This window comes from Bacteroides sp. RTP21281st1_H5_RTP21281_210402 (assembly GCF_040918965.1).
Taxonomy (GTDB): Bacteria; Bacteroidota; Bacteroidia; order Bacteroidales; family Bacteroidaceae; genus Bacteroides; species Bacteroides congonensis.
In genome coordinates this window covers 166,031-179,816 of the sequence record NZ_JBCOWR010000012.1, presented here as the reverse complement: position 1 = coordinate 179,816, position 13,786 = coordinate 166,031, and the positions used below count along the sequence as shown (strand labels likewise).

11 protein-coding genes are annotated in these 13,786 nt (G+C 43.5%); 10 read left to right on the top strand and 1 reads right to left on the bottom strand.

Features of this window, described 5'->3' with window-relative positions; genetic code table 11:
• Nucleotides 1-140: 140 nt before the first annotated feature.
• From AB5443_RS17680 to AB5443_RS17640, 9 genes are all read left to right on the top strand, one after another.
• Complete coding sequence (locus AB5443_RS17680) at nucleotides 141-365, top strand: winged helix-turn-helix domain-containing protein (RefSeq protein WP_085959208.1); 225 nt, start codon at nucleotides 141-143, stop codon at nucleotides 363-365.
• Nucleotides 366-1,276: 911 nt separating this feature from the next.
• Nucleotides 1,277-2,821, top strand: coding sequence for a peptide MFS transporter (locus tag AB5443_RS17675; protein WP_277132447.1), 1,545 nt, complete (start codon nucleotides 1,277-1,279; stop codon nucleotides 2,819-2,821).
• 41 nt (nucleotides 2,822-2,862) lie between these two features.
• Nucleotides 2,863-3,399 (top strand): hypoxanthine phosphoribosyltransferase, encoded by a 537-nt coding sequence (gene hpt / locus AB5443_RS17670; protein WP_277132445.1) that lies wholly within the window; start codon nucleotides 2,863-2,865, stop codon nucleotides 3,397-3,399.
• A 33-nt stretch (nucleotides 3,400-3,432) separates the two neighbouring features.
• Nucleotides 3,433-4,002: an adenylate kinase gene (locus AB5443_RS17665; RefSeq protein ID WP_044655680.1), complete on the top strand. Its 570-nt coding sequence runs from the start codon at nucleotides 3,433-3,435 to the stop codon at nucleotides 4,000-4,002.
• Nucleotides 4,003-4,073: 71 nt separating this feature from the next.
• Complete coding sequence (gene obgE / locus AB5443_RS17660) at nucleotides 4,074-5,240, top strand: GTPase ObgE (RefSeq protein WP_022137252.1); 1,167 nt, start codon at nucleotides 4,074-4,076, stop codon at nucleotides 5,238-5,240.
• Nucleotides 5,237-6,052 (top strand): peptidoglycan editing factor PgeF, encoded by an 816-nt coding sequence (gene pgeF, locus AB5443_RS17655; RefSeq protein ID WP_195663686.1) that lies wholly within the window; start codon nucleotides 5,237-5,239, stop codon nucleotides 6,050-6,052. Before obgE ends, pgeF begins: the two co-directional genes overlap by 4 nt.
• A 57-nt stretch (nucleotides 6,053-6,109) precedes the next feature.
• Nucleotides 6,110-6,775: a B3/4 domain-containing protein gene (locus AB5443_RS17650; RefSeq protein WP_044654796.1), complete on the top strand. Its 666-nt coding sequence runs from the start codon at nucleotides 6,110-6,112 to the stop codon at nucleotides 6,773-6,775.
• 34 nt (nucleotides 6,776-6,809) lie between these two features.
• Nucleotides 6,810-7,448 carry a M23 family metallopeptidase gene (locus AB5443_RS17645; RefSeq protein ID WP_277132441.1) on the top strand — a complete coding sequence of 213 codons (639 nt, stop codon included), beginning with the start codon at nucleotides 6,810-6,812 and terminating at the stop codon, nucleotides 7,446-7,448.
• A 95-nt stretch (nucleotides 7,449-7,543) separates the two neighbouring features.
• Nucleotides 7,544-9,766 (top strand): beta-N-acetylglucosaminidase, encoded by a 2,223-nt coding sequence (locus AB5443_RS17640; RefSeq protein ID WP_277132439.1) that lies wholly within the window; start codon nucleotides 7,544-7,546, stop codon nucleotides 9,764-9,766.
• A gap of 102 nt (nucleotides 9,767-9,868) precedes the next feature.
• On the opposite strand, the gene AB5443_RS17635 is transcribed toward AB5443_RS17640, so the two are convergent.
• Nucleotides 9,869-10,759: an AraC family transcriptional regulator gene (locus tag AB5443_RS17635; RefSeq protein WP_277132437.1), complete on the bottom strand. Its 891-nt coding sequence runs from the start codon at nucleotides 10,757-10,759 to the stop codon at nucleotides 9,869-9,871.
• A gap of 171 nt (nucleotides 10,760-10,930) precedes the next feature.
• Between AB5443_RS17635 and AB5443_RS17630 the strand changes: the two genes are divergently transcribed.
• Nucleotides 10,931-13,747 carry a sugar-binding domain-containing protein gene (locus tag AB5443_RS17630; protein WP_277132435.1) on the top strand — a complete coding sequence of 939 codons (2,817 nt, stop codon included), beginning with the start codon at nucleotides 10,931-10,933 and terminating at the stop codon, nucleotides 13,745-13,747.
• The last annotated feature ends 39 nt before the right edge of the window (nucleotides 13,748-13,786 follow it).

The following is a 13,786-nucleotide window of genomic DNA, read 5'->3' as shown; positions in this document are numbered from 1 at the left end:
TTGCGACGTAAGCTTTTGATTATTTGTATTTTTCGAGAAAAATGTTATCTTTGTAAGTAGGTAATGCGAATAACATTATTTTCCTATGCTCACAATGATTAAATCATAAATAATAGATTGTTTAATCTTTAAAAGTTTGCATTATGGAAAAGACTAGAATTGGTTTGAATGCTGGAAAAGTATGGCGCATCTTAAATGAAAAAGGTGAACTTTCGATGTTCGATTTGTGCCGTGAGTTAGGTTTGACCTTTGAAGACGTAGCTCTTGCTATCGGTTGGCTGGCTAGAGAAAGCAAAGTTTTTCTGAGAAAAAGGGAAGGAATGCTCTTTGCCAGTATCGAAAATGTCGAATTTACTTTTGGCTAAAGTGACGACTAGTTTACATTTAAGGTGGAACTCCACTTGATTATTTACGTTGTTGAAAATTTAATGAGGTGGATATGTAGGAGTATTTGCGCCTGAAATATTATTATTCCCTATCTTCTACTAGTCTTTTCGTAGTTCATTCTTTTCTCTTGATATTCATTCTGTGAATTATAAAACGAGCCGGTACATGGGTTGTTTTTTGCTTTCTTTCTCTTGTACTTTAATAAAGTAGTCGAATATTTGCAATCAATACTTACTCTTTATATTTTTGTGGTGAACAATCTAAAGGTAATAGCCTATGGTAAATTAAAAAGAAGCAATTAAAAAGACATATTTATAAAAAGCGTTAGCTTTTATTCTTGCAACTTGGAATCTGGAAAATTCACTACTGAACAAGGATGGAGAGTTATAACGCCTGCGTTTCTTGACGTGGGCTTAACTTTATTGTTTAGTAGGGCATTCCAGAGTCTCAAGTTGTGATAAAGTTCGGTTCCACGTCATTTTCTCGGTGAAAAAAATGGTTTAGGTTCTATCGATACGAATAAGATTGCAGAAAGTGGATGGGCAAATAAAGTAGCATGTAAACCAGGGTATGCATATATTATCAAATATATATATAACTATAATGGCGTACAAGAGGAACGTTATACAGGCATTTATGTAGTTAGAAATATTTCCAGTACATCCGGTGGCATTATGGGAGTCGAAATTCAATATTGTACCTTTATTCCAGGTAAAGGTTGGAATCAGTAAAGCCTCTATTGGGATACTGATTGTAATTAACTCTTTCATTATAATTAACGAAGATTTTTAAATCTACAAACCTGTCAAAAGTCATCACTACAGACTTTTGGCATGTTCTCTATTTTTCCTACCTTTGCGCCTCATAAACTACTAAAACACATAAATCCATGAGTGCATTGAAAGGGCATCCGAAAGGCCTTTATCTGATTTTCGCGACCAGCACGGCAGAACGTTTCAGTTATTACGGAATGCGTGCCATCTTTATTCTTTTCCTGACGCAGGCATTATTGTTTGACAAGGAAGCTGCGGCATCTATCTACGGTAGCTATACCGGATTAGTTTATCTGACCCCCTTGATTGGCGGATACATTGCCGATAAATACTGGGGTATCCGTCGTTCCGTTTTCTGGGGAGCGATGATGATGGCAGTGGGGCAGTTCCTTATGTTTATGAGTGCTTCCACACTGAATAATACCGGACTGGCGCATTGGCTGATGTACGGCGGACTCGGATTTCTGATTTTGGGCAACGGCTGTTTCAAGCCTACCGTTTCCTCTTTGGTGGGACAACTCTATGAGCCGGGAGACAAGCGGTTGGATGCGGCATATACCATCTTCTATATGGGAGTGAATGTCGGTTCTTTCGCCGCTCCGTTGATTTGCGGTTATTTGGGAGATACGGGAGATCCTCACGATTTTAAATGGGGATTCCTTGCAGCCGGAATCATGACACTGTTTACCGTCGTACTTTTCGAAACTCAAAAGAACAAATACCTTTTCTCACCGTCCGGAGAACCTATCGGCATTATCCCCGACGCCAAGCGTGAAAAGAAAGAAGATAAAGCCGGTCACATCTCCCACCCGAAAATGGACACACGGACTAAAGTCCGCAACGCCGTCATAATAACGATATTAACTGCCGTCCTGCTGTCATTCTTCGGCTACATCTTTAGCGGTGACTGGATTAGTGTAGGTATCTTCACGGCTTGTATCGTATTCCCGGTACTCATCCTGTTGGACGGCTCGTTGACTAAGATAGAACGCAGCCGTATCTTCGTAATCTATATCGTAGCCTTTTTCGTCATATTCTTTTGGGCGGCCTACGAACAGGCAGGAGCATCCTTGACACTTTTTGCGTCTGAGCAAACCAACCGCGATATTCTCGGTTGGGAAATGCCGGCTTCCTGGTTCCAGTCTTTCAATCCGCTATTCGTGGTTGTATTGGCTTATATCATGCCGGGCGTATGGAGCTTCCTGAGCAAACGAAAGATGGAACCGGCTTCTCCGACCAAACAAGCCATCGGTCTTTTACTGCTCTCTTTGGGATACCTTTTCATTTGCTTTGGAGTGAAAGATGTCGTTCCCGGAGTAAAAGTAAGCATGATTTGGCTGACCGGGCTTTACTTTATTCATACGATGGGTGAAATCGCCCTGTCACCTATCGGACTTTCTATGGTTAACAAATTGAGTCCGTTGCGTTTCGCATCCCTGATGATGGGAATTTGGTACCTCTCTACCGCCACAGCCAACAAGTTTGCAGGTATGTTGAGCGGGCTTTATCCCGAAGATGGAAAGGTGAAAACAATCCTGGGTTATCAGATTGCAACAATGTATGACTTCTTCATGGTATTCGTCGTAATGTCGGGTGTCGCTTCACTGATTCTGTTCCTTCTTTCGAAGAAATTACAGAAGATGATGCACGGGGTAGAATAAAAAATTGTATTTTTGCGACAACTTTTTTAAAATTACCGGTTATGAATACCATTCAGATAAAAGACAAGCAGTTTACCGTTTCTATCAAGGAACAAGATATTCAGAAAGAAGTGATTCGTGTAGCGAACGAAATTAACCGCGATTTAGCAGGTAAGAATCCGCTTTTCCTTAGTGTGTTGAACGGTTCGTTTATGTTCACTGCCGATTTGCTGAAGCACATCACAATCCCTTGTGAAATATCATTTGTGAAATTAGCTTCTTATCAGGGAGTCACTTCCACCGGAGTGATTAAGGAAGTAATCGGCCTGAATGAGGACATTGCCGGACGTACGGTTGTCATTGTAGAAGATATTGTGGATACGGGACTGACTATGCAACGCCTGTTGGATACATTGGGAACACGCAATCCCGCCGAAATCCATATCGCTTCCCTGTTGGTGAAACCGGAAAAACTAAAAGTAGCCTTGAATATTGAATATGTAGCGATGGAGATTCCGAATGACTTTATCGTAGGTTACGGACTGGACTATGACGGCTTCGGACGTAATTATCCCGACATTTATACAGTAGTAGATTAAATTCAAATACAAATTAATTTTTAGGTAAAAAAGATGTTGAATATTGTAATTTTCGGTGCTCCGGGTTCAGGAAAAGGAACACAGAGCGAACGTATTGTAGAAAAGTATGGAATCAACCACATCTCGACAGGAGATGTATTGCGTGCAGAAATCAAGAACGGCACAGAACTGGGTAAAACTGCTAAAGGATACATCGACCAAGGTCAATTGATTCCTGACGAACTGATGATTGATATTCTGGCAAGCGTATTCGATAGCTTCAAAGATAGCAAAGGTGTAATTTTCGACGGTTTCCCGAGAACAATTGCACAGGCGGAAGCATTAAAGAAAATGTTGGCTGAAAGAGGACAGGATGTTTCTGTTATGGTAGACCTCGATGTTCCTGAAGAAGAACTGATGGTGCGTCTTATCAAACGTGGCAAAGACTCTGGCCGTGCGGATGACAACGAAGAGACTATTAAAAAACGTCTGCATGTATATCATTCACAGACTGCCCCGCTGATTGACTGGTACAAGAACGAAGAGAAATACCAGCACATCAACGGTTTGGGTACTATGGAAGGTATCTTTGCAGAAATCTGCGAAGCAGTAGACAAATTGTAATAATAAACAGATAGGCCAGTGGCCGGGGTATCTTGCTTTGGCTACTGACCATTTTAACTTACTAAAAGAATATGGCTGAATCGAATTTTGTTGATTACGTAAAGATATACTGTCGCTCGGGTAAGGGCGGAAGAGGCTCTACGCACATGAGGCGCGAGAAATATTGTCCTAACGGAGGGCCCGACGGGGGCGATGGCGGAAGAGGAGGTCATATCATCCTGCGCGGTAACCGTAACTACTGGACATTGCTTCACCTGAAGTATGACCGTCACGCAATGGCAGGCCATGGCGAATCGGGAAGTAAAGGACGCAGCTTCGGAAAAGACGGCGCGGATAAAATAATAGAAGTACCCTGCGGAACGGTGGTCTATAATGCCGAAACCGGAGAGTATCTTTGTGATGTGACGGAAGACGGACAGGAAGTGATCTTGCTCAAAGGCGGTCGCGGCGGTCAGGGTAACAGCCATTTCAAAACGGCAACCCGTCAGGCTCCGCGTTTTGCACAGCCGGGAGAACCGATGCAGGAAATGACCGTTATCATGGAGTTGAAGCTGCTTGCCGATGTCGGCCTGGTAGGTTTCCCAAATGCGGGAAAGTCTACATTGCTTTCTTCCATTTCGGCGGCAAAACCGAAAATAGCCGATTATCCGTTTACTACTCTAGAACCGAATTTAGGTATCGTTTCCTATCACGGCGGAAAATCTTTCGTGATGGCGGATATACCGGGAATTATTGAGGGAGCCAGCCAGGGTAAAGGCTTGGGACTGCGTTTCCTGCGTCATATCGAACGTAACTCATTACTGCTGTTCATGGTTCCGGCAGACAGCGACGATATTCGTAAAGAATACGATATCCTGCTGAACGAACTGCGTACCTTCAATCCTGAAATGCTGGACAAACAACGTGTGCTGGCTATCACCAAGAGCGATATGCTCGACCAGGAATTGATGGACGAGATTGAACCTACATTGCCGGAAGGCATACCTCATATATTCATATCTTCTGTTTCCGGTTTGGGAATCTCCGAGTTGAAAGATATCCTGTGGGCGGAGCTGAACAAGGAAAGTAACAAGATAGAAGCAATCGTTCACCGTCCGAAGGACGTGACCCGCCTGCAACAGGAACTCAAGGACATGGGCGAAGATGAAGACATCGACTATGAATATGACGACGATGTTGACAGTGATGACGATGATTTCGACTATGAATACGAAGAAGAAGATTGGGAAGATAAATGATTTCACTCACTAAAGACAAGGTGCTGATGGGGTATGAGCTGCTGAAAGCGTACCCCGAAGTAGCTCATTTCGTCACTACACGTCATGGCGGTATCAGTGGAGGGACGTATGCCTCGTTCAATTGCTCGCCTTATACGAATGACTCGTGTATGAACGTCAATCACAATCAGTTTGTGCTATTCCAACATATGGAACATCAGATTAGGGAATTGTTTATTCCGGAACAGATACATGGTTGCGATAGTCTGATAATCGATGAATCTTTTCTAAGGAATAATTCGTTGGAAACGAGACGGGCTCTTTTGGCAGGAATGGACGCATTGATTACCGATGTGCCCGGATTCTGTATCTGTGTCACGACTGCGGATTGCGTGCCTGTACTGCTGTACGACAGAAAGCACCGGGTGGTAGCCGCCGTCCATGCCGGATGGAAAGGGACAGTGAAGCGTATTGTCAGCTATGTGATGCGGCTTATGAAACGGAATTTCGATACGCGGGGTGAAGATTTGGTAGCCTGCATCGGTCCGAGCATTTCGCTTGAATCCTTTGAAGTGGGCAATGAGGTTTATGAAATCTTTGAAGAAAACGGCTTCGATATGTCTGCCATCTCTATTAAAAAGAAGGAGACAGGCAAATATCATATCGACTTGTGGGAAGCCAACCGGATTGAACTGCTTGATGCGGGAGTTCCTGCCGGGCAGATTGAAGTGGCGGGTATTTGCACCTATATTCATCATGATGAATTCTTTTCGGCACGCAGGCTGGGTATTAATTCCGGTCGCATATTGTCGGGAATCATGATTAGAAAGTAAGATTCGATGTCTGCAACCCTTGTTCTTTTGACGCCGGTAATTAGTTTATGACAAGTTATGTTTGAAATAAAAGTATCTCAGGAAATAAAGAATGCCTGCCCGGTTTTTGCCGGAGCAGCCGTATATGCGGCAGTGAAGAACACCGCTTACTGCGAAGGTCTTTGGAAGGAAATCAATGCTTTCACCGGACAACTGACTACCACCACACAAATGGAAGACATTAAACGTCAGCCGGTGATTGCGGCCACCCGCGAAGCCTACAAGCGTTGCGGGAAAGACCCGGGACGTTACCGCCCGTCGGCAGAGGCTTTGCGCCGCCGCCTGATGCGTGGAATTCCTTTATATCAGATTGATACGTTGGTAGACCTTATCAATCTGGTGTCTCTCCGCACAGGACACTCTATCGGCGGTTTCGATGCCGATAAGATACAAGGCACGCATCTCGAACTTGGTATCGGCAAAGCGGAAGAACCTTTCGAAGGTATCGGACGCGGAATCTTGAATATCGAAGGACTGCCCGTCTATCGTGATTCTTTTGGCGGCATCGGAACGCCTACAAGCGACCATGAACGTACGAAGATGGATATCGGAACGACTCATATTCTTGCTATCGTCAACGGTTACAATGGAAAAGAAGGTTTGAAGGAAGCTGCTGAAATGATTCAGTCCTTGTTGAGGGACTATGCGGAATCGGATGGCGGTGAACTTTTATTCTTCGAATAATCAGCTCTGCCTGAGCTGCAAAAAGAAAAAATACATGAAGAACATACTTATTTCACTTACAGTTTTATTATTGCCTGTTATCATCAACGCGCAGAATAAATCTCCTTTTTCTGCCAGGGAGATAAAAGATGTCCGGGTGGCTACTCCCGGATTATTTGCTAAAAGCAATCATCTTTACTTGCATCTGGATTCTTTGCAGGAACATGAATATGCCTTTCCATTGCCCGGAGGTAAAGTAATCTCTGCCTACGGAACTCGTGGGGGACATTCGGGCGCAGATATCAAGACTTGCGCGAAAGATACGATTCGTGCTGCTTTCGACGGCATAGTGCGTATGTCCAAACCCTATTATGCGTATGGAAACCTGGTTGTCATACGCCACCCCAACGGACTGGAAACTCTTTACAGCCATAACTTCAAGAACCTCGTCCAAAGCGGCGATACCGTAAAAGCCGGACAGCCTGTCGGACTGACGGGACGTACCGGCCGTGCCACGACGGAGCATCTACACTTCGAAACCCGTATCAACGGACAGCACTTCAACCCGAACCTTATCTTCGATATGAAGGAAAAGACCTTGCGTAAAGGATGCGTCAAGTGTACGAAAAACGGGAATGGGATTGTAGTGAAAACACACATACCCGATAATCGCGTTGCACAGAATAAAAAGTAACATCTATATTCGATAAACTTGCAATTTTTGATTAATTTGCATTTCTTTGTGTGATTGTTCAAACACTAATAACTAACCCCCATATATGACTACTTATGAAGAACAACAAGATTTATTTTTTAGGAGCTTGTCTTCTGTGCGTTACAACCGTATTCTCACAAAATATTAATTTACAACCTGTTCCCCAACAATTTACTGTTCAGGATAAGAATATAGACTTACCTTCCACCTATCTGCTGACCGGTGAAGAAGAAGCTAATCCTCATGCGGTAAAAGCCCTGCAAGAATTACTTTCGGACAAACAGAGCGGCAAGAATGGGCTTCGTATTTATATCGGCGAAAAAGACGATAAGAGTGTGCGTAAATACAAACATCTGATTCCCAAACACGATGAAGGATACTATCTTGCCATCAATGATAAAGAAATTGTCCTGGCAGGAAATGACGAGCGGGGCACCTACTATGCCTTGCAGACTTTTGCCCGACTATTGAAAAATGGAAAACTGGCAGAAATAGAAATAAAGGATTATCCTTCCATCCGTAACCGTGGTGTAGTAGAAGGATTCTATGGAACTCCCTGGAGTCATCAGGCACGTCTTCGCCAATTGAAGTTTTATGGAGAGAATAAGATGAATACTTATATATACGGCCCGAAAGACGATCCGTATCATAGTGCCCCCAACTGGCGTCTGCCTTATCCTGAAAAGGAAGCTGTGCAGTTGCGGGAACTGGTAAAAGTAGCCGGCGAGAACGAAGTCGATTTTGTATGGGCTATCCATCCGGGACAGGACATCAAATGGAACCAGGAAGACCGGGATTTGCTGCTTGCTAAATTTGAGAAGATGTATCAGCTTGGTGTACGTTCGTTTGCCGTATTCTTTGATGACATTTCGGGCGAAGGGACGAATCCTCAGAAACAAGCGGAACTACTGAACTATATTGATGATAATTTCGTGAAAGTAAAGTCGGACGTGACTCCCCTTATCATGTGTCCTACGGAATATAACAAAAGCTGGTCTAACCCGAAAGGCAATTATCTCACTACGCTTGGTGAGAAACTGAATCCTTCCATCCAAATAATGTGGACAGGCGACCGTGTTGTTTCGGATATTACCCGTGACGGCATCAACTGGATTAACGAACGTATCAAGCGCCCGGCCTATATTTGGTGGAACTTCCCTGTGTCCGATTATGTACGCGATCATTTGTTGCTCGGACAAGTTTACGGCAATGATACTTCAATAGCCAACGAGATGGCGGGATTTGTCACCAATCCGATGGAACATGCGGAAGCATCGAAGATTGCCATTTTCAGTGTAGCAAGTTACGCATGGAATCCGACTAAATACGATACGTGGAAAACATGGAAAGACGCTATCCGTAACATCCTGCCCGGAGCGGCTGCCGAACTGGAATGTTTTGCCATGCACAATTCCGACCTGGGCCCTAACGGACACGGTTACCGTCGGGAAGAATCTATGGATATCCAACCGGCTGTAGAACGTTTCCTCAAGGGTTATGTCAAAGACGGCAGTTATGAAAAGGCCGATTTTGAAACTTTGCAGAATACGTTTGAACGCATGGAAGAAGCGAGCGATATTCTGCTGACAAATACGGAGAACGAACCGCTTATTAAAGAAATTACTCCCTGGCTATATCAGTTCAAGCTGATGGGAGAACTAGGTGAAGAAGTCTTGAAGCTGGTGGTAGCCCAACAACAAGATTCACAACCTTATTTTTTACGTAAATATAATCATGTCAAGTCTTTGCAGCAGCAAATGTTCCATACCGATCAGAACTACAATCAGAATCCTTATCAGCCGGGAGTGAAGGTTGCTTCAAAGATTATCAAACCGTTGATTGATGAACTGTTTGTAACGGCTGTGAACCGCTATAATCAAAAGACTGGAAGCCAACTGGATGCTACCACAAATTACATGCCCCATAAGTTAGTTAGCAATGTGGAACAGATAAAGAATCTGCCATTGCAGGTTAAAGCTAGCCGGATACTTATCTCGCCGTCCAATGAAGTGGTGAGATGGGCAGCGGGAAATACTGTGGAAATAGAACTGGATAATGTTTATCCCGGAGAAAATATCGACATTAACTTTGGTAAAAAAGAACCCTGCACATGGGGACGTCTTGAAGTTTCCGCAAATGGCAAGGAATGGAAAGCAATAGAATTAGCACAGAAGGATGCCCGCCTGAGTGCAAGTCTGCAAAAAACTCCTGTCAAGTTTGTCCGGTTTACTAATATCAGCAATGAAGAGCAACAAGTCTATTTGCGCCAGTTCATTCTGACTGTTGAAAAGAAATAATCCTGTTATATAGAGAGCATTATTAAATAAAAAAGCTGTGTCCGGTTTTGAAAAGATTCCGTTGACACAGCTTTCTTTTTTCAATTCTTTCCGAAAAGTATATTACCCTTTTTTCGACTTGCGGTATTCCCGTGGCGACAGTCCCATGATTTTGCTGAATAGGCGGGAGAAGTAATAAGTGTCTTCTATACCTATCTTATAGCATATCTGGTTAATTTTCATGTCTGTTGTGTCGAGCAGCAGACAGGCTTGTTGTATCTTTAATAGATTGAAGTAAGTCAGTGGGCTATGCCCCGTTTTCTTTTTGAACAACATGGAGAAATGGGAAGGGGAATACCCGATTTGGTCGGCTATATCCTGCAAGGTGAGATGTTTCTCCATGTTTTCTTTCATATAATGAATCGCCAGTTCGCTTACATTTTCGTCTTCCTGCGAATCATTGTTTGCGGCGTTGCGGTATTGCTGTATATATCGTAATGTTCCCAGGTAGAAGTGGAACATGGAGAATGCATAGCGCAAGTTTTCATTGCTATATCCATTCTTCAGTGTGTTAAATATTTCTTCGAACAGGTTAATCCGGGTACTGATACGCGAATGTAGTTCGGGCTGGATATCCATCGGTCTGCCGGCTTCCTGTGCATAAAACGGTGCAAGGATACCTTTGAAGTGTATCCAGTAAATAGTCCATGGACACGATTTGTCGGAAGCATAGGCATGAGGAACTCCCGCAGGGAGAATAAAATATTGGTTGGCGGATACCGTATATTCCTGTTCGCCGATGCGGTACCATCCGGCTCCGTCTATACAATAGATAAATACATATTGGTTAATGGGCTCTTTCCGTTCCCGAAAATGATGTTTGGCTTTCGGATAATATCCGATGTCGGTGATGTGTAGCATGGAAGTAAGAGGATCTTCTTCCATTTTGTCAACGATAATGCGGGGAAGCACTAAAGCTCTTTCCCCGGTAAATCCATCTTTCAACTTTACCATAATCTCATAGTATTTGATTCGACTGTTCTGCGCAAATATATAACAATGTATGTTATCTGTCAAATAATACATTAAAAATAAGATTGTCCATCTTTATAAAATGAAATTCTATTTTTTGTCTACTCAACCACTCCTATCTTTGCAATATTAATTAATCAATCTTCTAATGGTATGAAAAGTTATAATATGAAATCTTTCTTGTTTATAGTATTATTAGGAATTTCCAGTATTTCTACTGCCCAAAGTTTGTTGGACTTGAGTGGAAACTGGGGATTGGCTTTAGATAGTATGAATGTGGGAGAAAAAGAAGAATGGTATCTGAAATCCTTCTCTGAGAGTATAAGCCTGCCCGGAACTACGGACTTGGCTCAAAAGGGGAATCCCAACCAGCTTGTCCCCAAGCTGGAAAAACCGCAGTTGCTTCGTCTGACTCGTAAGAACTCTTATGTAGGAGTTGCCTGGTATAACCGTGAGATTGATATTCCCAAAAGTATGGCGGGACAACCGTTGGAGTTCTCTTTCGAAAGGGTTCTGTGGCAGAGCCGCCTGTGGATTGACGGAGAAGAAGTGGCGGGTGCGCAGGAAAGCTTGATTGCTCCCCACCGGTTTGTCTTACCGAAAGGTCTGCCGGCAGGTAAACATATGATAACTTTGCGTATTGACAATCGAAAGCGATATGATATTTCTGCGAACGACTTGGCGCATGCCTATACCAATGACACTCAGATTATGTGGAATGGAGTGTTGGGTAAAATGAAACTGACCACCCGGCAGAAAATCAGTATTGAGCATGTGAATGTTTATCCTGATGTCAGGAACGGGAAGATACGCGTGGCTGTTGCCTTGGAGAATAGCGGACACAAACCGGAGAAAGTGAAACTTACTTTGCAGGTCGGGCAACCCACTGTTGGACAGAAATTTGAAGAAAAAGAATTTCAGGTTACACTGAAAGGAGGCAGGCAGAAGCTTGAATATGACTGTCAGTTGGGTATGGATATAAAGAAATGGAATGAGTTTACTCCTGAGTTATATAACTTGTCTGTTGTTTGCCGTTTTGACAGGAAGAAAACCGAACGGAAAGATGTTTCTTTCGGGATGCGTGAGATAGATAACGGTCAAGGTATCCTGACAATCAACGGCAATCGAATTTTCCTGCGCGGAACATTGGAATGTTGCATTTTTCCTCTGACGGGCACTCCGCCGATGACTGAAGAAGGTTGGATGAAAGTCTTTACTACGGCTAAGGAGTGGGGACTGAACCATTTGAGATTTCACTCCTGGTGTCCGCCGGAAGCGGCATTTAGTGTTGCGGACAAGTTAGGCTTCTATTTGCAGGTGGAACTACCGAACTGGTCTTATACTATCGGCAAGGATGAGGCTATGACCAAGTTTCTTTATGACGAATTTGACCGGATTATCGAAACCTATGGAAATCATCCGTCATTTTGTATGATGAGTGTCGGTAATGAGCTTCAGTATGACTTTAAACTGCTGAATGACATGGTCAGATACATGAAAGGGCGAGATAGCAGGCGCTTATACACAACTTCTACTTTTACTTTTGAAAAAGGACATGGAGCGAAACCGGAGCCGGAAGATGACTTCTTTGTTACGCAATGGACGGATAAAGGCTGGGTGAGGGGACAAGGTATTTTCGACCAAGAGCCGCCTTGTTTCTATAAAGATTACAGTGCTGCCATGCAGGATATGAATGTGCCTCTTATCTCTCACGAGATTGGGCAGTATGCGGTGTTTCCGGATCTGAAAGAAATAGAAAAATACACGGGAGTATTGGAACCTCTGAATTTTAAGGCTGTTAAACAGGATTTGCAGAGGAAAGGATTATATTCGAAAGCGGGAGACTTTTTGGAAGCATCGGGAAAATTGGCGGTCTTGTTATACAAGGAAGAGATAGAAAGAGCGATGAAGACTAAAAAGTTCAGTGGTTTTCAGTTGTTGGATTTGCATGACTTCCCGGGGCAGGGAACTGCATTGGTCGGACTTTTAGATGCTTTCTGGGATTCAAAAGGGCTGATTGAACCATCTGTTTTCAGGCAGTTCTGTGCGCCGGTTGTTCCGCTGGCTCGTTTCGCCAAAGCCACTTATTCGGGAGATGAGACATTCGCTGCATCTATTGAAGTTGCCAATTATTCGGATACGGCTATCGACAATAAACGGATATTGTGGCAGTTGGTCGATGAAGCAGGGACGCAAATTTCAAACGGCAGACTGGATGTTGAAAGTATATCCAAAGGAAACGTGACACAATGCGGGGACATTCGTGCTGAACTTAAAAGTGTGCGTAAAGCTTCAAGGTTGTATTTCACAGTATCCATCGAAGGCACTCAATGGAAAAATACATGGTCGGTTTGGGTATATCCTCATATCGAGTCATTGAATGTCGGAGATGTCCTGCTGACGCAGAATGTAGAAGAAGCTCTGGCAGCATTAAATCAAGGAAGAAAAGTATTGCTTTCTCCCAAAGTAAATTATCTGAAAGGATTGGAAGGGAAATTTCTTCCCGTCTTCTGGAGTCCTGTTCATTTTCCAAAGCAGGCAGGAACAATGGGACTTCTGTGCAATCCTCGGCATGCAGCTTTGCGACACTTCCCTACGGAAATGCATAGTAACTGGCAATGGTGGAATTTGGTGAAAAGATCGAAGGTGCTCGTTGCCGATTCGTTGCCACCGGTTGAGCCGATTGTGGAATCTGTTGATAATTTTACGAATAACAGAAAGCTGGTGTCTGTCTTTGAAACCAGATGTGGAAAGGGCAAACTGATAGTGAGTGCTATGGATATTCTTTCCGAGGGAAGTGACAAGCCTGAAATACAACAGATGCTTTACAGTCTGGTTACATATATGAATTCAGAAAGTTTTGCTCCCCGGACGGTGCTTGGTGAGAATGATATCAGAAGCCTGATACTAAAGAATGAAGGTGAAGTAATAGAAACAAAAGCGACGTCCATTTATAGGGGATTGGACTAGAAACAAAGGAATGTCGGGTGTTAATTAATCTTCTTATGA

Coding starts and splice junctions, on each gene's coding strand:
- AB5443_RS17675 (WP_277132447.1), top strand. CDS start 1,277: ATGAGTGCATTGAAAGGGCATCCGAAAGGCCTTTATCTGATTTTCGCG.
- hpt (WP_277132445.1), top strand. CDS start 2,863: ATGAATACCATTCAGATAAAAGACAAGCAGTTTACCGTTTCTATCAAG.
- AB5443_RS17665 (WP_044655680.1), top strand. CDS start 3,433: ATGTTGAATATTGTAATTTTCGGTGCTCCGGGTTCAGGAAAAGGAACA.
- obgE (WP_022137252.1), top strand. CDS start 4,074: ATGGCTGAATCGAATTTTGTTGATTACGTAAAGATATACTGTCGCTCG.
- pgeF (WP_195663686.1), top strand. CDS start 5,237: ATGATTTCACTCACTAAAGACAAGGTGCTGATGGGGTATGAGCTGCTG.
- AB5443_RS17650 (WP_044654796.1), top strand. CDS start 6,110: ATGTTTGAAATAAAAGTATCTCAGGAAATAAAGAATGCCTGCCCGGTT.
- AB5443_RS17645 (WP_277132441.1), top strand. CDS start 6,810: ATGAAGAACATACTTATTTCACTTACAGTTTTATTATTGCCTGTTATC.
- AB5443_RS17640 (WP_277132439.1), top strand. CDS start 7,544: ATGAAGAACAACAAGATTTATTTTTTAGGAGCTTGTCTTCTGTGCGTT.
- AB5443_RS17635 (WP_277132437.1), bottom strand. CDS start 10,759: ATGGTAAAGTTGAAAGATGGATTTACCGGGGAAAGAGCTTTAGTGCTT.
- AB5443_RS17630 (WP_277132435.1), top strand. CDS start 10,931: ATGAAAAGTTATAATATGAAATCTTTCTTGTTTATAGTATTATTAGGA.